We start from the raw sequence: 18,562 nt of genomic DNA on the forward strand, positions 1-18,562 counted from the left end.
TCCCTTCCATGAATAATCAATTCTCGCCCTCCGATATGAAAACCATTCTGCATTCAAAACGTGCCAATCTCTATTATCTTCAACATTGTCGAATTCTGGTCAATGGCGGGCGGGTTGAATATGTCACAGACGAAGGTAAGCAATCTTTGTACTGGAATATTCCGATTGCCAACACCACGGCGGTAATGTTGGGAACAGGAACTTCTGTCACTCAGGCCGCCATGCGTGAGTTTGCTAAAGCGGGAGTGCTGGTTGGATTTTGTGGCGGTGGGGGCACGCCTTTGTTTACTGCTAATGAAGTTGAAGTGGATGTTTCCTGGTTAACGCCACAAAGCGAATACCGGCCAACGGAATATCTACAGCATTGGGTGAGTTTCTGGTTTAACGATGATAAGCGTCTGGCTGCGGCCATTGCTTTTCAGCAACAGCGCATTGCTCAAATTCGTACTCATTGGCTCTCGGCGCGTATGCAGCGTGAACAGACTTTCGATGTCGATGCTGCTCAACTTAATTCAGTGCTGGACAATTTTATCCAGCGCTTATCCGCTTGTCAGAATAGCAACGATGTTCTGGCACAAGAGGCGGTCATGACTAAAGCGCTCTATAAATTGGCGGCTAATGGTGTGAAGTATGGCGAGTTCCTCCGTGCCAAACGCGGTAGCGGTAGCGGTATCGACATCGCTAATCGATTTTTAGATCACGGTAACTATCTGGCTTATGGCCTTGTCGCTACTGCGGCTTGGGTTATTGGCCTGCCGCATGGTTTGTCAATACTTCATGGAAAAACCCGACGCGGTGGTTTGGTGTTTGATATTGCTGATTTGATTAAAGATGCTTTGATTCTGCCACAAGCCTTTATTGCTGCGATGGCCGGGGAGGATGAACAGCAGTTTCGCCAGCGTTGCCTCACTGGATTTCAGCAGGCGGATGCACTGGATGTGATGATTGATACCCTTAAGGACACCGCAGAAAGTCTGTCACAGGTGGGTAAATGAATATATTGCTGGTTGCTCAGTGCAGTAAAAAGGCATTGATAGAAACTCGTCGTATTCTGGACCAGTTTGCCGAGCGGAAAGGGGATCGTACCTGGCAAACACCGATTACCCAAGAGGGTTTGAATACGTTGAGGAAACTGCTGCGTAAAACCGCCAAGCGTAATACGGCAGTGGCTTGTCATTGGGTCCGGGGAGCTAACAACACGGAACTGCTGTGGATTGTGGGCAATCTACGCCGTTTTAATGCGCAGGGCACGGTACCGACGAACAGCACGCAGCGCGATATCTTGCGTAGTCGGGATGAGAATCAATGGCACAATGCGGAGGTTATCGCGCTGTTAGCGGGAATTGCCGGGCTGTTTCACGATTTCGGCAAAGCTAACCGTTTGTTTCAAAACAAGCTATTGAAAATAGGGGCTTCTTTTGAGCCTTGCCGACATGAATGGGTTTCACTGCGGTTATTTACTGCTTTTGTCGCTGAACGGAAGGATGCGCAGTGGCTACAGGCGTTGGCAGAAGTGAGCACTGAGGATGAGCCCGCGCTGCTGGCTCATTTGATTGTTGATGACCTCCGCACGCAACAGAATCCATTCACCACGTTGCCGCCGTTGGCGAAAGTTGTTGCCTGGTTGATTGTCTCTCATCATCGGTTGCCTGTTTATCCCGCGTCATCCCGCTGGCCGGAATATAAAAATCCACCGGATCTGAAATATCATGACCACTGGCTCAGTGAATGCTTTTCACCCGGCTGGAATTCCCCGCAGTTTAAGAATGACTATGCGGGCTCGGTACGTGAACATAACTGGCAGTTTCCGCAGGGGACACCGTTTAAGAGCGCAACCTGGTGCAGGAAGGCGCAGGAAATTGCCCGGCGTGCCCTACAAAGTAATGTGCTCTACAGCGGGGAAGGGTGGTTTGAACAACGCTTTACGTTGCATCTTTCTCGTCTGGTTCTGATGTTGGCAGATCACTTTTATTCAGCGCAGCCCGTGACGGAAAAGTGGCAAGATCGCAACTATACCGCTTTTGCCAACACCGATCGTACCACCCACGAATGTAAACAGCGGCTGGATGAACATAACATCGGTGTTGCTCATAATGCTTTCCTGCTGGCCCGCAGCCTACCTGTGCTGAGAGATTCTCTGCCTGCGATAACCCGGCATAAAGACTTTAAAAAGCGAGCAACCGAAAGCCGGTTCCGTTGGCAGGATAAGGCATATGATCTCGCTTGCGCGTTAAGAGAACAAACTCGGCAGCAAGGTTTTTTTGGCGTCAATATGGCTTCTACCGGCTGTGGTAAGACGTTTGCCAATGCCCGGATTATGTATGGTTTGGCGGATGAGACGCTGGGCTGTCGTTTTAGCGTGGCGTTAGGTTTACGGACATTGACATTGCAGACCGGTGAGGCGCTGCGCGATAGGTTGCACTTACAGGATGATGATCTGGCCGTTATGATCGGCTCTGCCGCCGTCAAGGAATTGAACGAGCAGGAGCAACAGCGGGAACAGCAGGCTTCAGGCAGCGAGTCGGCAGACGATCTGTTTGCCGAGCATATGTATGTAAAATATGACGGTAGTCTGGAAGATGGCCGCTTAAGCCGTTGGTTGACGGCAAGTCCAAAACTACAGCAATTGCTGAGTGCCCCGATCCTCGTCAGTACTATCGACCATTTGATCCCCGCGACTGAAGGTATCCGAGGGGGTAAGCAGATTGCGCCTATGCTGCGCTTGCTAACGTCGGATCTGGTGTTGGATGAACCTGATGATTTTGACCAAGCAGACCTTCATGCATTATGTCGGCTAGTCAACTGGGCGGGGATGCTGGGTAGCCGAGTATTACTCTCGTCGGCAACATTACCACCGGCCCTGATTGTGGCGTTATTTGAAGCCTATCAACAAGGGTGGATGGATTATACCCGCGTCAACGGCGAACCTAATCCACATGGCGAGATTTGTTGTGCCTGGGTAGATGAATATGATATCGGCAATGGCAGTATTGCAGACCGAGAAAGCTTCAAGCAAAAGCATCAGGCTTTTGTTCTGCAACGTGCGCAGAATTTGCTGAGCCGGCAACAGGTGTTACGTAAGGTTAGGCTGGCGGCAGTCAGTGGCAATCATGGTGGCAAGCTGGAAGCGGTGCGTTCAATAGCTAGCGTGATCCAGCAGCAGATGTCGATTCTGCACCAAGCCCACCACCAGTGTCACACATCGGGTAAAAAACGGGTTTCTATCGGTCTGGTGCGGATAGCCAATATCAACCCATTAGTGGCGCTCGCTTCAGCACTGATGGCGACGGCACCAGAAACAAATTATCGGATTCACTACTGTGTTTACCACAGTCAACACCCTTTGGCACAGCGCTCCCATATTGAAACCCGGCTTGATGCGGCGTTGACGCGTTACGATCCTGACGCGCTCTGGCATCAGCCAGAAATTCAGGCCGCGATACAAAAGGCACCGGAGGAGAATCAGTTGTTTGTGGTGCTGGCAACCTCGGTAGCAGAGGTTGGGCGCGATCATGATTATGATTGGGCAATAGTCGAACCCAGTTCTATGCGCTCACTGGTCCAACTGGCGGGGCGGGTACAACGGCATCGGCAGTGTCCACCTGAGACTGAGAATATTGTCATTCTTACGCACAACATTAATGCGTTGTCCGGGCAGGAAATTGCTTACCGCCACCCAGGTTTTGAAAGCCAGGAGCGCCGCTTTTCCAGTCACGATTTATCCGTATTGCTGCGAGGCATCAAGTACCAGGAAATTAATGCATTACCCCGTATTTTGTCACCAGAGCCGCTTAAGCTGAAAACGCAATACGACAACTTTGCCGAGCTGGAACATGCTCAACTGTTGTGTGCCTTATTCCAACATAAAAGTGGTGAGAAGCCTCTGCTCAGTGCTTCTCGCTGGTGGTTGAACCAGCCCACCTGGCACGCTGAATTTCAGCGTTGCACCCCGTTTCGTCAATCTGCGGCGGATGAACAGTATTTTCTTTATCTGGAAGAGATCGGCGAGATTGCCGATTTTCGCCTGTATGACATGAATGCCAGGCCGCCTTGTTATGTGCCGGTGAGTGTGATTGAACCGGTAGCGCTAACACTCGCTGTAGGTAATCAGCCTTGGTTCAATCTGGATGCCGACTATGTTTACCCACTCTTGGCTGAACGGTTTGATCTGGAACTCAACGAAATCAGCGCTCGCTATGGTGAGATCCGTTTGCGGAAGACGGATCATTCCTCTGTGGCATGGCGCTATCATCCGGTGTTAGGTGTGTTCCGCGCCCTTGAGTAAGGGCGCGGGCTACCTGCGCGATAGTGAGGTCATAAGTACTTACTTCTAAGCTACCGAGTCGGTAGGAGTGCAATCGTATTGGTTGATGAATGTTAAGTCTTTTTTGGCATTTTAACTATATAAATACGTAAGTTTAAATAAACTTGTTGGAAGGTTACTATTTGAACGATGTTCGCTATGTTCTATGTCGTACTCGCTACATTAATGTGAGGATCAATTTATGGAATATACGGGGCTCTCAGCAGCAATTGCTGGCTATATCGATGAGCGACGAAGAGTTAAAAAGGAACCTGTAGAGAAGAGTTGCGAAAAGGCGCTAAAGGAGGAGCCGGAGGCAGCCAGACGTGTGGCAATCAGTACGGAATATCAGGCACAGCTTCAGGCACTGGATAATCAGTTTGCCTATATACCTTGGTTAACCGATGCGGCTAAACGAGCCAAACAGATCAGCCTGGTGACTCACGCACCGAAATTTACCCATGGCGATGCGAAAGGAAGCGGTGTACTCGATGACAGAGAGTCAACCGTTGCCAAGGGGTACTTATCCACATTGGTACTGAGCCAACCGGAAATAGATACAATTGGTAACGCAGCAGCTGCGAATTCGGCGACGTTGTTACTGCTCACCGTGGATGGTATCAGCGTGGCGGATTGCATCGCGCAAGACGATATCTCTCCTTTTACCCCTTTTACTGACGATCCGCAGCTATTGGGAGAGTGGTTAGCGGGTTTTAAGCTGGCATTGGTGGATAAAGATCCCAGTTCTCACCCTCTTGCCAAGCAGATCTTTTTTCCTGTTGCAGAACAGAAATATCACCTGTTAAGCCCGTTGTTTCCTTCTTCTCTGGCACATGAGATTTATGCCCGTATCGGGCAGAGCCGTTTTGGTGAACAGGCCAAAGAGATCCGTGAAGCCAAAAAGGCCGGGAAATATCATGCTGAACTTCAGGTTAGTTATCCCGGAACGGCAATCCAGATCTACGGCGGCTCCAAGCCATTGAACATATCCAGCCTGAATGTCGCACGCGGGGGCAAAATGCTATTGCTCTCTTGCGCGCCGCCCAGTTGGCGTGGCCGCTTAGCCCCTCCCAGCGGTAAAGATATTTTGTATAGCAGTGAGTTTAACCGCCGTACCTGGCAACAGGTCAATCAACTGAAAAGCTACCTGCTCAGTGTGGCGGAAAAAGAGAGTACGTTGGAGATCCGACAGCAGCGTGGGCGTTATGTGGTGGCGCTGGTGGATGCCTTATTAAACTACGCTACGGAGATACAGTCCCTAACCGAATTAGCAGGCTGGAGCTCGCATCCTGACTGTAAATTACCTGATGCGCAGAAAATATGGCTCGATCCTCATCATCCTTCCACAGAGTTTCAGCAACAACGCAGTAAAAATGCCTGGCCGGGCGAGATCGCCAAGCAGTTTGCTCATTGGTTGAATAAAAAACTGGAGCACAAGCGGATGACGTTTGCCCTGGCTGAAAGCCAGGCCTGGCAGAAGGTCTTCAGTCAACGCCTCTGGGCGTTTGACCTTGGGCGGAGGGAGGAAGTATGAGTACATTAATTACCCTACGCCACCTTCAGGTCAGCAATGTAAACACCATTGCCGGGCTGACTTACGGCTTTCCTGCCATCACTCAACTTTTGGGTTATACCCATGCGTTATCGCGCAAGCTCCAGCAGAGCCACGGTATCGAGTTACAGGGCTGCGCAGTGGTGTGCCATCATCATCAGATTCAGGCCTATCAGCCTTCGGGATGGGGAGATTATGTGTTTGCATTGACGCGTAATCCGCTGACTAAAGAGGGAAATACGGCCCCTATTGTTGAAGAGGGGCGTATGCAGATGGAGATCTCCCTGGTTCTGGAATGCCAGGGGCTGATTTCTGGCGGTGAAGCTGGCATTGCGGCGCTACGTGAGTATTTATTTCCGTTGTGCCAGAGCCAGCGATTGGCTGGAGGGACGATCAGCAGGCTACAGGATATCGACATTGTTGCTTTTCCAACGACGGCACAAGAGCGATCACGTTTTACCCGGCGTCTTCTGCCCGGTTTTGTCCTGCTTGATCGTTCCTCCCTGTTGCAGCAGCACCTATTACGCCTGCAGCAAGACCAACCTGAAGCCGATCTCTTGGATGCCTGGCTCGATTTTTCTGCGCTGAAATATCAGGCAATACCTTTGCAAGATGAGAACGGCGTGCAAGATGATAACAACAAAGCACAATGGGCTTATCAACCCAAGCCAGAAAGCGGTTGGTTGGTGCCGATCATGACAGGATTCCGCGCTATTTCACCTTGCTATGAGCCAGGCATCGTAAACAACAGCCGCGATTGGGCTACGCCTTTCCGTTTCGCAGAGGCGGTATACGGTATTGGTGAATGGAAAAGCCCACACAATATTGATGACTTGCGACAGATGTTTTGGCAATACAGTCATGACCAAGACTGGTATCTCTGCCAGGCACAACCTAACACAGTGACAGGCAGCGCTTTTCAACTCGAAGAAGATTTCGACTTTTTCTAATAAAAAAGGAATTGGATCATGGCAACTATTACATTAAAAACGGCATCAGTGCTGGCATTTGAAAGCAAGTTGGCTTGTTCTGACGCGATTATGGCGGCGGGCAATTGGGAAGAGAGAACGGATGTCACCTGCTGGCAGCCTATTCTGGTGCAGGAAAAGGCGGTGCGCGGTACGATTTCCAACCGTTTAAAGGCCGCTATTAGTAGTGATTCAACGAAACTAGATGCAGAGATTCAAAAAGCCAACCTGCAAACCGTGGATGTAGCAGCATTACCCTTTGACTGTGACACATTGAAAGTGAGCTTTACTCTGCGTGTGCTTGGCGATTTAGCAACGCCTTCCACCTGTAACGATCCCGATTATCAGGCCGCTCTGGCTGCAGTGATCCAGGGCTATGTTGCCCGTCAAGGATTTAGTGAACTTGCCAGACGTTATGCAACCAATATTGCCAGTGGTCGTTTCCTATGGCGCAACCGAGTGGGTGCTGAACAGGTCGAGGTGCGGGTGAGTTGTGGTGGTCGCCCTTGGGTGTTTGATGGCTACGCGCACGGTTTGCATGAATTTCCTCCGGTGACGGGCGATCTGCTGGAGTTAAGCAAAGCGATAGAAGCGGGTCTGCAAGGGCAGCAGTATACCTTTATTGAGGTTCAAGCTTTTGTTCGACTGGGGCAAGGGCAGGCGGTTTACCCTTCGCAGGAATTGGTGATGGGGGGCGGTAAAGGAGATAAGAGCAAATTCTTGTTCCAACTGAACCAGGTGGCTGCCATGCACTCGCAAAAAATTGGTAATGCTCTGCGTACGATTGATACCTGGCACCCAGAGTCAGCGGAGGTAGGGGCGATTGCGGTAGAGCCTTATGGCTCCGTCACCAATCGCGGCAAGGCTTACCGGCAACCCCGAGAAAAGTTGGATTTTTATAACCTGCTGGATGCTTGGGTACTGAAAGGTAAAGAGCCTGATTTGGCACAGCAGAATTATGTCATTGCTATGTTGATTCGCGGTGGCGTCTTTGGTGATGCAAGCTAAACGAGGTGATTATGGATCACTATTTGGATATTAAGGTTCAACCCGATCTGGAAACCTCAGCACAGGATTTGCTCAATAATCTGTTTGCTAAATTACACCGCGCGTTAGGGCATTATGCCGCAGGGAGAATAGGCGTTAGTTTTCCCTGTAGTGATAAGACGTTGGACTGCGTGTTGCGTTTACACGGCTCGGCGCAAGACATCGATAATTTGATGCAGCAAAACTGGTTACAAGGTATGCGTGACTACGTTCGATGCAGTGCGGTATTGCCGGTGCCTGAGGCAGTACAATACCGAACGGTGAGGCGAGTACAGGCAAAAAGCGCCCATAACAAGCGGCAGAGATCGATTGCTAAAGGGTGGCTAACTGAACAGCAGGCGTTTGAACAAATACCCGACACCCAACAGAAATCTCTCAGGTTGCCTTTTATTCAACTGCGTAGCCTTTCGAACGGCAATACGATGAGAATTTATATTCAGCATGGCGAATTGCAGGAACAAGCTCAGTTGGGAAGTTTCTCTGCCTATGGTCTAAGTAGCAGTACCACCATACCCTGGTTTTAACCCTTTTTTTCGGCTATTGCTAACTGATTGTTTTGTAATGGTGTAATGAGAGGGTGAGAAAAAAGGGTTTATCAGTCAATATCCTGATTTATGTTTAATAAACAGGGTGATGGCATATTTTTATTACCGTTCGCTGCCGTGCAGGCAGCTTAGAAAACCAAAGAGAGAGAAACATTGTGGATAACAAAGTTCGCTGCCGTGCAGGCAGCTTAGAAATAGGTAATAAGGCAGTAATGTTTCATCTTCATGTTCGCTGCCGTGCAGGCAGCTTAGAAAAGTATCATTCTTTGGCGTCAAATCGGGATACGGGTTCGCTGCCGTGCAGGCAGCTTAGAAAATGACGAGTAAATCAGCGAGTGCCGCTGCCAGGTTCGCTGCCGTGCAGGCAGCTTAGAAATTCTAGGCACATTAAGACGCGCATTTTGCCGAGTTCGCTGCCGTGCAGGCAGCTTAGAAACACGTCGTCACGTGGAGCGGATTGCCCTAATTGTTCGCTGCCGTGCAGGCAGCTTAGAAACATTCGCAGAAGTTAAGGCGGCGCACGATACTGTTCGCTGCCGTGCAGGCAGCTTAGAAATTTTAGGTAAAGTGGGTGCGGCGCAGGGCGCAGTTCGCTGCCGTGCAGGCAGCTTAGAAAAGTCACACCGTCCGCGAGCTAAAGCTGCTACAGTTCGCTGCCGTGCAGGCAGCTTAGAAAAAGCACCATATGAAACAAGCCCAGCACCTATCGTTCGCTGCCGTGCAGGCAGCTTAGAAAGATAGCTGTTGCGGTGTCTCTTTCCTGAAAAGGTTCGCTGCCGTGCAGGCAGCTTAGAAATTCTTGCTGCCATTTCTAATCCTTGATATTAAGTTCGCTGCCGTGCAGGCAGCTTAGAAAACAGGCGCTGGCGGGATGGACACTGGCACGGTGTTCGCTGCCGTGCAGGCAGCTTAGAAAGCAAAACGGGATGGCTTCCGTCGCTGTGGCATGTTCGCTGCCGTGCAGGCAGCTTAGAAAAGCGGTGTAAGTAGCGTAGAAGCCACCTACGCGTTCGCTGCCGTGCAGGCAGCTTAGAAATACTACCTCCATGGGGACATATGTGGGTATAGGTTCGCTGCCGTGCAGGCAGCTTAGAAAATAAAAAAAACTATTTCACCTTCAGTGTCTCGGTTCGCTGCCGTGCAGGCAGCTTAGAAATACTTCCCCGATCTGCGCCAACGGCTGTTTATGTTCGCTGCCGTGCAGGCAGCTTAGAAATGGTCTTGTTGCATAGCACGACGCGCCAGCCGGTTCGCTGCCGTGCAGGCAGCTTAGAAAGCCAACGCGGTAATTGGTTACATGCGGCGGTAGTTCGCTGCCGTGCAGGCAGCTTAGAAATGGAGAAAGAGCGCAAAGAGCGTGAGAAAGCAGTTCGCTGCTGTGCAGGCAGCTTAGAAACTTTGCCGCTGTGTCACTCAGGACCTCGGTTGACATTTGATCTTATATACCCAATTTAGTTTTTAGCACTTCGTAAGGTGTTTTTCCACCATGTGCTGAATGGGGGCGATGACAGTTATAAAATGCCTCCCATTCCGCTAGTTTTTCATGAAGGTCGACATCATCCGTATAATCGATAAGCTGATAAAATTCCTGTTTATCTGTCAGATGAGAACGTTCTACTTTTCCATTTAATCTCGGTGTCGCTGGTTTAATATAAACATGCTCCATCCCTAACTCATGCACATGCCAATTAAATTTCGCCTGGAACTCATGGCCATTGTCTGTCCTGATGGTTTTTAGTCGGAAAGGAAATTTATTCACAACGTAATCAATAAAATTAATCGCATTGGCTTGATTATGCCGCTCATAAATTTTTAAGGCTCGTATCCGGGTCGCATCATCAATTGCGGTATATTGAAAACGCTTAATCCGTTGACCATTAGGACTATTAAAAAACAAGAACTTAACATCAACCTGCACATGATGCCCAGGAACCTGTTTCTCATAGCGTTTGAACAACGGCTTAGAGCGTTGTCGTTGATTTTGTGGCAGTTGATTTAGTCTGTTTCGAAGAAGCACGTAATAACAGCCAGAGCGCGATACTTTGATATTATGAAAACGTAACAAGTACCACGATATTCTCTGAGGTCCAAAATGATAAGTTGTGCGCAAGTAAATAATTTGCTCCTCAATGTGCTTTGCCACACGTCGAGTAGGATTTTCTGGGCAAGGTTTATGATTGATTAATCCTTGTTCTCCATAGCGCTCATAGGCTTTTTTCCATGTGTAATAAGTTCGCCTGCTAATACTAAAATGTCGGCAGGTTTTTGCGATATTTTTGGTGTTATTTGCATAGTTTAAGACTTTTGTTTTGTGCGTTATATCGCGCTTCGCTTTAGCATTCATCATATCCAGACCTCCGGCTATAGTTAGAAAACACTAACTGTCCACCGAGGTCCAGACTTTCACAAGGAGAGTCGCCTAATGTTTAAGCTCCAGAGCTGATAGAACATTATTGAGAAGCGCTATTTGGAGATACTGGATCAGTAGTTACAGTGAATTTTGACGCTCTCAGATACCGAATTGAGCAGGTTGGGAATGATTAAACCATTACAATTATTTATAGGGCGCTGAAGTTGCAGTTAAACAGGGCCTATCTGAATTTAGTCACGGGCAGTTATTTACTCAAATTGGCTATGGTCAACCCATATGCAGATATTATTTATATCGGTTAAGGATTACAGCGGTTGTAGGCATTCCTAACCCCTTCTGTAGGGGGGGGCTTAATTTCAATATAATCCCAAAAATATTTTTAACTTATATTTATATGAAAATATTTATTTTTTTAAGATATAAAGACATTTTCTTTATAAAATGCTTATTTTTTTATAAAAATAAGCACAATGCTCTGTTTTATTGATTTATTAAACAACTCTTGATCTAGATCAAAAATGTTTGGCAACTTTAAATATCGTATATAATAAAAACAATAAAAATGTGCAGGGATATTTAATAATTATCCAAAACACACTGAGAGAGTCTATATAAAAATAGAGGTAAATATTGTTGTAAATAAAGTAATTATTTGATGGTGAGTTGTTATTTTCTTCAGTGTATAACTGGGGGTAATGCTTACTAAAATAACTATTACTATATTTGCATTATAACTTATTGGTGAAATGGATTAATTAATTTCACCCTTAAATTAATTAGGTGTAAGGCGTATGGAAATGTTATCAATAGCGATCATAACCAACAATACTTTCTATAAGTTAGGTTTGATTTATTTATTAAAAAATATTTTGAATAAAAAAATCGATAAAGATTATTTGTTGAACAATGCTTATGAGCAAAAAGAAAGAAAAAAACATAATGTAATATTTGAAGACTTTATGGTGATAGTTAATATTTATAAAGATGGTTTTTTTTCAGATGAGAGTGTTAATGAATTTGATAAACCAATGTTAACTGTAAACATACCATTTAACAGTGACAGATTAGATATTAATGAGATTGTTTCTAAAATAAATAAAATAATAAAACTTGCAAGATTGAATGGTTGCGATATGACAAGTAAAGAGATTATTGATTTTTTAGAGCTTGAAGATAATTTACAACTTTCAGTAACAGAAAGCAGTCTGGTGAAGTTAACAAGTCAAGGATATAGCATTAATGATATATCTGTAATGCTTAATCGATCTGAAAAAACGATATTGAATTATCGCAGGAGTGTAATTAAAAAATTGGGTATTTTAAATAAATTGGAATTTTATAACTACTCATCAAACATGAAAAACTATGGTAGTAAAGATGCTATTCTTATTAATATTTAATATTTAATATTTAATATTTAATATTTAATATTTAATATTTATTCGGTCTCTGTTTAGATCGTCAATCAAAAGAAATTAAAATTTTGTGCGGTAAATATTAAAAATCGTATTTAATAGTGGCATGTTTTTATAAAACATTATGCACCCCTTATGACTTAATATATGAATATCATATCTGATATTTAGAAAACCATCCTATCTGTTTATTTTTATGATGGTTGTTATTTATTTTCTAAGTTCTAAAAAATAATTTAATCATTGTTGTATTTATTATTGTGTTAATCAGCGTTAATTAATAATTAAAAGAGGGTGGAAATATGAATACGTTAATATTTAGTAAGTGTAAATTAATGACATTCTCATTTGAGTATGTTTTTAACCATGTTTTTAGCACTAGGAATTTAAAAGAAGTCATAATGAAAAGTTATGACACAATTGATCCATTTATCAATGCGATAAACCAAAATACAAAGTTAGTCTTAATTGATATTACATCGGTTGATTATATAGATGCTTACAGTATGTTAAAGGAAATTAAAGAAAAATCTAAGGTCATTGTTTTATGTGATTCTGAAACAGAATTGCATATTTTACCAAAAATCTACAATGCGGTTTTATATAAAACCAGTAGTATATTGAATATAATAATAACAATAGAAAGAGTTTGTGATAATAAATGTAATGATATGATTGTTGATTTAGATAGTGATGATTTTGAAATGCCGGAGCTAACTAAAATAGAAAAATCAATATTAGAATTAATTATTTCTGGCGTAGATAATGACCAGATAGCAAAACTACTCTTGATCACGCGTGAAAAAGTGATGGGCTATCGTTGTAATATATGTAAAAAATACAATATTAATAGCTTAAGCGTTCAGTATCATAAAGATAATCCACCATATGACGGATAAAATCAGATTAATAATCTATCTGCGAAGCTCAATTTATTATTGTTACTTAAGTTATATTCGATAATTTTTAAAATTCCAAATTACATCAATTTAATATCTTAATTAATCATTCTTCAATAATATATTACCCCTAAGTAAAATAATATCACGCCATAATTATCTGATGAATTTACTCTTACCAATCTATATCTTTTAATGAAAATCACTTCACATTATATATATGTGAAGTGATTTTTTATATTAATTGGAAGACATCACTTTTGGATTGAAACTGTTGATGATTTTCACGTAGTGTTTACGTTGATATTCAGTAAATTCACCGCCGGTTCTTGTTAAGGTGAAAATAAGCACAACGCGATTGTCAGGGTTTGAAATAGCGTGATGTGGTAACAACACAATAGACTGAACCTGACGAGTCCTTTCTCCATTTTGTAAGTAATTATTTGCTACTTGTACTACGGGTAATTTTGCTGGGCCGAGTTCATGTGTCAGCATTTTTCCTTCAATCTGAAATCCTGGTAGTTTATTTCGCAGTGCTTCCATTTCTTTTTCACAGAAGGTTTCTGGTGTTTCTTCTTCGGTCAGTAAGGCACGGTTAATGATAATGTTATATTCGTTTTTCTCAGGATCTCTAAACATCAAGATATTCACTGTTTGATCCAGAGTTGGGGCTGTGGTCAGAAAAGTCCCCTCATAAATTGTATAATTTGAAGATGTAGCATTCATAGAATTTTAAACTCCCACATTCTTATCTTGTGTTGGTAACAATAGCACTTCAACACGTCTGTTTTGGTCTTGTCCTATTTTGGTGTTATTAGATGCTATAGGTTCTAATGCACCTTTACCCCGAACAATTAAATTATTAACAGGAATAGAACTGTTTTTTATTAACCAGTCACCAACTACCTGTGCACGCTGTTCAGAAAGTTTCATATTAAATGAAGGGCTTCCTGTGTTATCTGAATGGCCAATAATTAAAACTTTAGTGTCTGGATTTTTTTCCAGCAAATATAGCAGAGACTTCAGTATGTCATTGGTCTGCTTATTTGGTTTTAGTTTACTGCTGTTTGAGTCAAACAGTGGTGCCATTCGGGCAGAACTAAATTTTGGAACATTGGTATAGGTTTCTATCTTATGGTTTACTCGTTTCAACAATGGAGCACATTGAGATAATCCCCAGTGTGTTATATCGAATGAGCTTATGCATGTGGATAATGCCTTTCCTTTATTGGTTAATGCCGCAAGATTCTCTGCAAGCTGTTGAATAGACAACTCGTTAATATTATCTAGCGGGGCTAACTGCTGGCTATATTGTTGATAGAAAACTTTTTGCTGCGATACGGTATGTGCCATATGCACGGCGAGCAGCATCGCGGCAAAACCAAGGCTCCATACCCATTTCACCTGAGTGGGTGGCGCTATTTTCTCTGGTTCTATTGTTGGCATGGCTGGTTTCGTTTGCCAATTAATCACTTTTGGGAACGGGGGCAGTGAAACAGCAGAAGCTAAACCGGGTAAAATTCCTAATGTTCTCTCCAGCCATACTGACCAAGCCCCATGCTTGATAAACCCTTTGCCATTGTCCGATAAAATCACATCAGTTAGCTGTAATGATGTGTGAGAGAACAGTGTTTGCAGGGTATGGGTGATTCCGGATTCGTTTAACCAGGCGAATAATTGATGCGCCATCACATTACGTTGAAACGCGAACTCTGTACTGTTGTTATCTTGCAGTGCAAATTTATGGCTTAATGCTTGAAAAGAAGAGGTAATATCAACTTCTTCCTGGTTGGCAAGATTAATATTTCCTGTCCAGTAGGCGTTATCAGGATTATGGCTGAGACGTTCCCCACTCAGTTGTAAATAAATAGCAAATACACTATTAAGTGGCGTTTGTAGTGGCAGGGTGGCAAAACTGCGCTGCCACTTTGTCAGCTGTGAAATTATAATCGATGCATTGTCATATACATCAGGTAGGAATGGGAAGAAAACCAAAATCTGCGCTGAGGAATGGTGGTCAGCAATAAACTTAAGACGTTTTTGCAATGCCTCTGGATCAGAAATTAATATCCAGGTTGCATGGTCAGAAAAACGAGTATTATCAGTAGCTCCCGGATTGCTAAACCATTTGGCCGCATAGGGGCCAAGGATTAAAATAACTGTATTTTCCTGAGCTGCTGGCTGTGGAGCCACCACTTGAAGAGGCTGTTTTTCCAAATTAGATTGCTCTGGTTTAGATTGCACCGATTTAAGGGTGTAATGCCGCCAGACAGCAGCTGCCAATAAGAAAATAAAGATAAGGAAAATAACGTTATTCCAAAACGTATTTTCTTTAATAGTAATGCTTGCTATTAAAAAGCCACATGCTGCCAACCAGAGCAGTAATAGCGATTTATTTAATTTCACCGTAAACATATTAAGAAATATCACCTAAATAATGAGAACACCAGAACCAGAGTGCAGAGAGAAACAATACCAGCGTAAATAAAGGAATACACAACGAATACCAGTGACGACGTTGGACTGAGTCAAGGCTGGTTTGGTCTGGCTCTTTGATATTGCATGCCGCGTCTGCTTCTACTTCTACTTCTGGTTCGATATCAGTTTTATCGTCAGTAGACACCAAATTTAGTGATAACAATTTGTGACTATAACGAGCGAGTAGTTGCTGTGATTTCACATCGCGAATTGATAGGTCACGCGAGAGCAGGAGTATCTTGAATGTATAATAATATATGGTTTCATCATCGCTGTTTAATAATGCTTCCAGGCTGGTGTGATCGACAGGTAAAGGCATGCTATAGCCATAGAAATAATCTAATAATAAATAGCTATCCCAATTTAACCCTTTATCTTTAATGCAGCTGTCAATGCGTTTATCAAGATAATGACAAAGTTGATGGCATAAACGATCAACTTCAATGGGTGGGTGCTGTTCCGATTTAAGCGTGTCACTGAATTCTAAAATCAGCGCTATTATTTTTCGCTGAAAATCGGATAGCGACGGAATAATGCCACTGAACGATAATAACGTATCAGCGCTTAAGATTTGTTTAAAAATGTCTTCACTTTTCACCAGGATTTCTCCACAACATCACCCCAACCCTGCATATGAATATAAGGACATATTCTGACCGTGTGTGGGTTTACATTCTTGTCAGTATTAAAGGCTAATTTCAATTCAACGATTGACTCATCTATTTTGGTAATGATTTTATTCATATTATTCAGGTCGACTTTTTCTGCACTGACTTGTGTATTTTGTGGGTTATAGACGCCAATGTGCCACCACTCGACATCTTCACGAGTAAAATCGACTTCATTTTTTTCTATTTTTAGTGTCTTTTTATTTACAACAATCAGCGATTGCAACCACTGTGAGTGGGATGCAGGCAGTTCATTGAAATAGGCTATTTTATTGGTACCTGCAGCATCTGGATGTGTGGTTAGTTTTTTAAAATTGAGGCCAACCCGATATTCAAATTCTTGTAAAGAACGCTCAGTACCCAGTATATAGCGGCCAAGTTCAATCGTTGTTTGTTCAGTACCGAGCAGTGCTCTAACCCGGCTTTTGGCGATTTTGTCTCGCTCCCACCAAGCAAGATCAATCGCACCTGACTCTTTTGCCTCGTTATTATGATCTGTCCACACTTTGCTATGGTTACTTCTAGTATAGAAATGCCAGAGTAAAATTTTATGCGGCGCATAAGTATCGTAGCCATGAGTAAAAGCACGGGCAGCCATAGCAATCTCTTCGCCCAGAAAAAAAATGTCAGGGTCGTTGGCAACGTCATGCACAAAACTGCCATCACTAAAAATGAAACCGGCAGCTAAATAACCACAGCGAACGGGTTCAGTTTCAGTAATAGGGGTCGACATCATTTGCACCATGCCTTCTGGTGTAAACGCATTGAATGTTAGACGGCTGACATAATCTTTTCTGTTCTCATTTTTTTGATCAGGTTCATAACCGGGCGGATAGCTGGATAAGACCGGTTTAGGGCTCTTAACCCGCAGGCTATTTAACATCGCGATCATTTCTTGATCCCAGTGTGGTATAAACCGACAGTGAGAATCTATTTGCAAGAAATAAGCTTGGTTTTGAAATAGTTGTTCGGCCATATGTCTGGCCCAACAGGCACCCTTACTTTCATAATAATGTACGCTTAAAACCCAAATGCGCGCACCGTTATATTCCAGAAGATATAATGGATAGCCAAGATAGGTTTTACTTTCGTTAAGTTGCATACCCTGATTTAAAAAAGTATTAATATCATTATCATCCTGCCAGAAAACTGCAATATCAAGATGTTCTGGATGTTTGGATGTATTTATCATGTCATGTAGTGTCGGGATTAATTCAGAATCCCGATAGCTAGCAATGCTCACAAAAATAGAAGAGGCAAACTTCATAAATATTCCGTGTAAATGAGTAATGTTGCTGTAAGAGGTTAATTAATTTGTAAAATTATTTCCGCAGCGGCACTAAAACGACCATTAGCGGGCTTGGCGTTTACCACTGCAGGTTCAAGAGTGGCTTTCCACTTAAATTCAGCTGGCGTGGCACTTAAGATATTTATTTTTTGCTCGGTACTATTGCCATCTAGTGTTAGTAATTTCCCGCTACTGTCGCTGATTTTTATGCGCAATAGATCATCCTGACCATTGTTATCTTTGACTTTAATGTAATTTCCATCAGCAGTGGGAGTTTGCGTAGTAATTGCCGCAGTTGCCGAATATTGGCCATAATCGGTTTTGCAGGTGATATCAAAATCAAGGTTTCGCTCTATTCCATTACTTAAATTGCCAGAGGTAACCAGACCGAAATCAATAACTTTTGACCCATCAAAAGTACAAGATGGAGTGCTAATAATGGTGATTTGGCCAATATCCAGCTTTTGAGCAAAATTGGCCAGGCTATTCGTGTTTACCCAGTTATAAGCCGCGGTGCCGCCGGGCAGAACTACCTGACCTGCTGGATTATTTAATGATAGTGTTTCTTTGGTTTTATAAAGCTCAATCCTGAAATAGGAGATAGCAGGATAAGTCCATCGACCAATCTCGGTACTGAATGTCATCTCGGCACTGGTGTTAAATGTCCCAAAGGCACCACCATTATTCCACAAGGGTTTAATGGCAATCCCCTCAATATTGGTAGCAAATAGCCCATTGCCCAAGCTGGCACCGAGCAGTGTGGAAACATTTTTGCCGTATGGGTTACCAATTGCACAATCAACATAAGTAACTCTGTCACCTTGAGTTGCCGTATCTGCCTCAGCAATAAATTTTGTTGTATCTGCGGGCGCATCTGCATCAATAGTGATGACGAATGCAGGCACAGTCATGGTCGATGGCAGTATCCCTCTATCTTCACTGGTGGTATCAATAGTACAAATAGCCTGTGCCTGCCCGGTAATAGCGGCACCAAATGCTAAGATGAGAAGCTTTTTATTCATGGTTAA

Annotated in this window: 14 protein-coding genes and 1 CRISPR repeat array; of the genes, 8 read left to right on the plus strand and 6 right to left on the minus strand. The window is 43.7% G+C overall.

What is annotated here, in order from left to right; translation table 11 throughout:
* Positions 1-8: 8 nt before the first annotated feature.
* The 6 genes from cas1f to cas6f all read left to right on the plus strand — a co-directional run bounded on the left by cas1f (position 9) and on the right by cas6f (position 8,394).
* Positions 9-995, plus strand: coding sequence for a type I-F CRISPR-associated endonuclease Cas1f (cas1f, locus tag YROHD0001_RS13220; RefSeq protein WP_032816275.1), 987 nt, complete (start codon positions 9-11; stop codon positions 993-995).
* Positions 992-4,285: a type I-F CRISPR-associated helicase Cas3f gene (gene cas3f, locus YROHD0001_RS13215; protein ID WP_032816278.1), complete on the plus strand. Its 3,294-nt coding sequence runs from the start codon at positions 992-994 to the stop codon at positions 4,283-4,285. Before cas1f ends, cas3f begins: the two co-directional genes overlap by 4 nt.
* A gap of 346 nt (positions 4,286-4,631) precedes the next feature.
* Complete coding sequence (gene csy1, locus YROHD0001_RS13210) at positions 4,632-5,837, plus strand: type I-F CRISPR-associated protein Csy1 (protein ID WP_004713756.1); 1,206 nt, start codon at positions 4,632-4,634, stop codon at positions 5,835-5,837.
* Positions 5,834-6,805: a type I-F CRISPR-associated protein Csy2 gene (gene csy2 / locus YROHD0001_RS13205; protein WP_032816280.1), complete on the plus strand. Its 972-nt coding sequence runs from the start codon at positions 5,834-5,836 to the stop codon at positions 6,803-6,805. The genes csy1 and csy2 overlap by 4 nt, the downstream gene beginning before the upstream one ends.
* 18 nt (positions 6,806-6,823) lie before the next feature.
* A complete protein-coding gene (gene csy3 / locus YROHD0001_RS13200) occupies positions 6,824-7,831 on the plus strand; it encodes a type I-F CRISPR-associated protein Csy3 (RefSeq protein ID WP_004713758.1) in 1,008 nt (335 codons plus the stop codon).
* Positions 7,832-7,842: 11 nt separating this feature from the next.
* A complete protein-coding gene (gene cas6f, locus YROHD0001_RS13195) occupies positions 7,843-8,394 on the plus strand; it encodes a type I-F CRISPR-associated endoribonuclease Cas6/Csy4 (protein WP_032816282.1) in 552 nt (183 codons plus the stop codon).
* A 128-nt stretch (positions 8,395-8,522) separates the two neighbouring features.
* A CRISPR array of direct repeats spans positions 8,523-9,811; the repeat unit is 28 nt; unit sequence GTTCGCTGCCGTGCAGGCAGCTTAGAAA.
* Between the two features lie 42 nt (positions 9,812-9,853).
* Here cas6f and YROHD0001_RS13190 read toward each other — a convergent pair.
* Complete coding sequence (locus YROHD0001_RS13190) at positions 9,854-10,762, minus strand: IS481 family transposase (RefSeq protein WP_004713761.1); 909 nt, start codon at positions 10,760-10,762, stop codon at positions 9,854-9,856.
* 815 nt (positions 10,763-11,577) lie between these two features.
* Here YROHD0001_RS13190 and YROHD0001_RS13185 point away from each other — a divergent pair.
* Entirely contained in the window at positions 11,578-12,186 is a 609-nt protein-coding gene (locus tag YROHD0001_RS13185; protein WP_004713762.1) for a helix-turn-helix transcriptional regulator, read from the plus strand.
* Positions 12,187-12,602: 416 nt separating this feature from the next.
* The gene (locus YROHD0001_RS13180) at positions 12,603-13,100 is read left to right on the plus strand and encodes a LuxR C-terminal-related transcriptional regulator (RefSeq protein ID WP_004713763.1); all 498 of its coding nucleotides are present in this window, start codon (positions 12,603-12,605) and stop codon (positions 13,098-13,100) included.
* 240 nt (positions 13,101-13,340) lie between these two features.
* On the opposite strand, the gene YROHD0001_RS13175 is transcribed toward YROHD0001_RS13180, so the two are convergent.
* The 5 genes from YROHD0001_RS13175 to YROHD0001_RS13160 are packed head-to-tail and all read right to left on the minus strand — an operon-like array spanning position 13,341 to position 18,556.
* Complete coding sequence (locus YROHD0001_RS13175) at positions 13,341-13,826, minus strand: DcrB-related protein (protein ID WP_004713764.1); 486 nt, start codon at positions 13,824-13,826, stop codon at positions 13,341-13,343.
* Positions 13,827-13,832: 6 nt separating this feature from the next.
* Entirely contained in the window at positions 13,833-15,515 is a 1,683-nt protein-coding gene (locus tag YROHD0001_RS13170; protein ID WP_004713765.1) for an OmpA family protein, read from the minus strand.
* A gap of 1 nt (position 15,516) precedes the next feature.
* Positions 15,517-16,176, minus strand: coding sequence for a hypothetical protein (locus YROHD0001_RS0117435; protein ID WP_032816284.1), 660 nt, complete (start codon positions 16,174-16,176; stop codon positions 15,517-15,519).
* Complete coding sequence (locus tag YROHD0001_RS13165) at positions 16,173-17,513, minus strand: GlcNAc-transferase family protein (RefSeq protein ID WP_004713767.1); 1,341 nt, start codon at positions 17,511-17,513, stop codon at positions 16,173-16,175. The genes YROHD0001_RS0117435 and YROHD0001_RS13165 overlap by 4 nt, the downstream gene beginning before the upstream one ends.
* A 38-nt stretch (positions 17,514-17,551) precedes the next feature.
* On the minus strand, positions 17,552-18,556 hold the full coding sequence (locus YROHD0001_RS13160) for a fimbrial protein (RefSeq protein ID WP_004713768.1): 1,005 nt from the start codon (positions 18,554-18,556) through the stop codon (positions 17,552-17,554).
* Positions 18,557-18,562: the final 6 nt, after the last annotated feature.

This window comes from Yersinia rohdei ATCC 43380, from assembly GCF_000173775.1.
GTDB lineage: Bacteria > Pseudomonadota > Gammaproteobacteria > Enterobacterales > Enterobacteriaceae > Yersinia > Yersinia rohdei.

Coding starts and splice junctions, on each gene's coding strand:
- cas1f (WP_032816275.1), top strand. CDS start 9: ATGAATAATCAATTCTCGCCCTCCGATATGAAAACCATTCTGCATTCA.
- cas3f (WP_032816278.1), top strand. CDS start 992: ATGAATATATTGCTGGTTGCTCAGTGCAGTAAAAAGGCATTGATAGAA.
- csy2 (WP_032816280.1), top strand. CDS start 5,834: ATGAGTACATTAATTACCCTACGCCACCTTCAGGTCAGCAATGTAAAC.
- csy3 (WP_004713758.1), top strand. CDS start 6,824: ATGGCAACTATTACATTAAAAACGGCATCAGTGCTGGCATTTGAAAGC.
- cas6f (WP_032816282.1), top strand. CDS start 7,843: ATGGATCACTATTTGGATATTAAGGTTCAACCCGATCTGGAAACCTCA.
- YROHD0001_RS13190 (WP_004713761.1), bottom strand. CDS start 10,762: ATGATGAATGCTAAAGCGAAGCGCGATATAACGCACAAAACAAAAGTC.
- YROHD0001_RS13185 (WP_004713762.1), top strand. CDS start 11,578: ATGGAAATGTTATCAATAGCGATCATAACCAACAATACTTTCTATAAG.
- YROHD0001_RS13180 (WP_004713763.1), top strand. CDS start 12,603: ATGAAAAGTTATGACACAATTGATCCATTTATCAATGCGATAAACCAA.
- YROHD0001_RS13175 (WP_004713764.1), bottom strand. CDS start 13,826: ATGAATGCTACATCTTCAAATTATACAATTTATGAGGGGACTTTTCTG.
- YROHD0001_RS13170 (WP_004713765.1), bottom strand. CDS start 15,515: ATGTTTACGGTGAAATTAAATAAATCGCTATTACTGCTCTGGTTGGCA.
- YROHD0001_RS13165 (WP_004713767.1), bottom strand. CDS start 17,513: ATGAAGTTTGCCTCTTCTATTTTTGTGAGCATTGCTAGCTATCGGGAT.
- YROHD0001_RS13160 (WP_004713768.1), bottom strand. CDS start 18,556: ATGAATAAAAAGCTTCTCATCTTAGCATTTGGTGCCGCTATTACCGGG.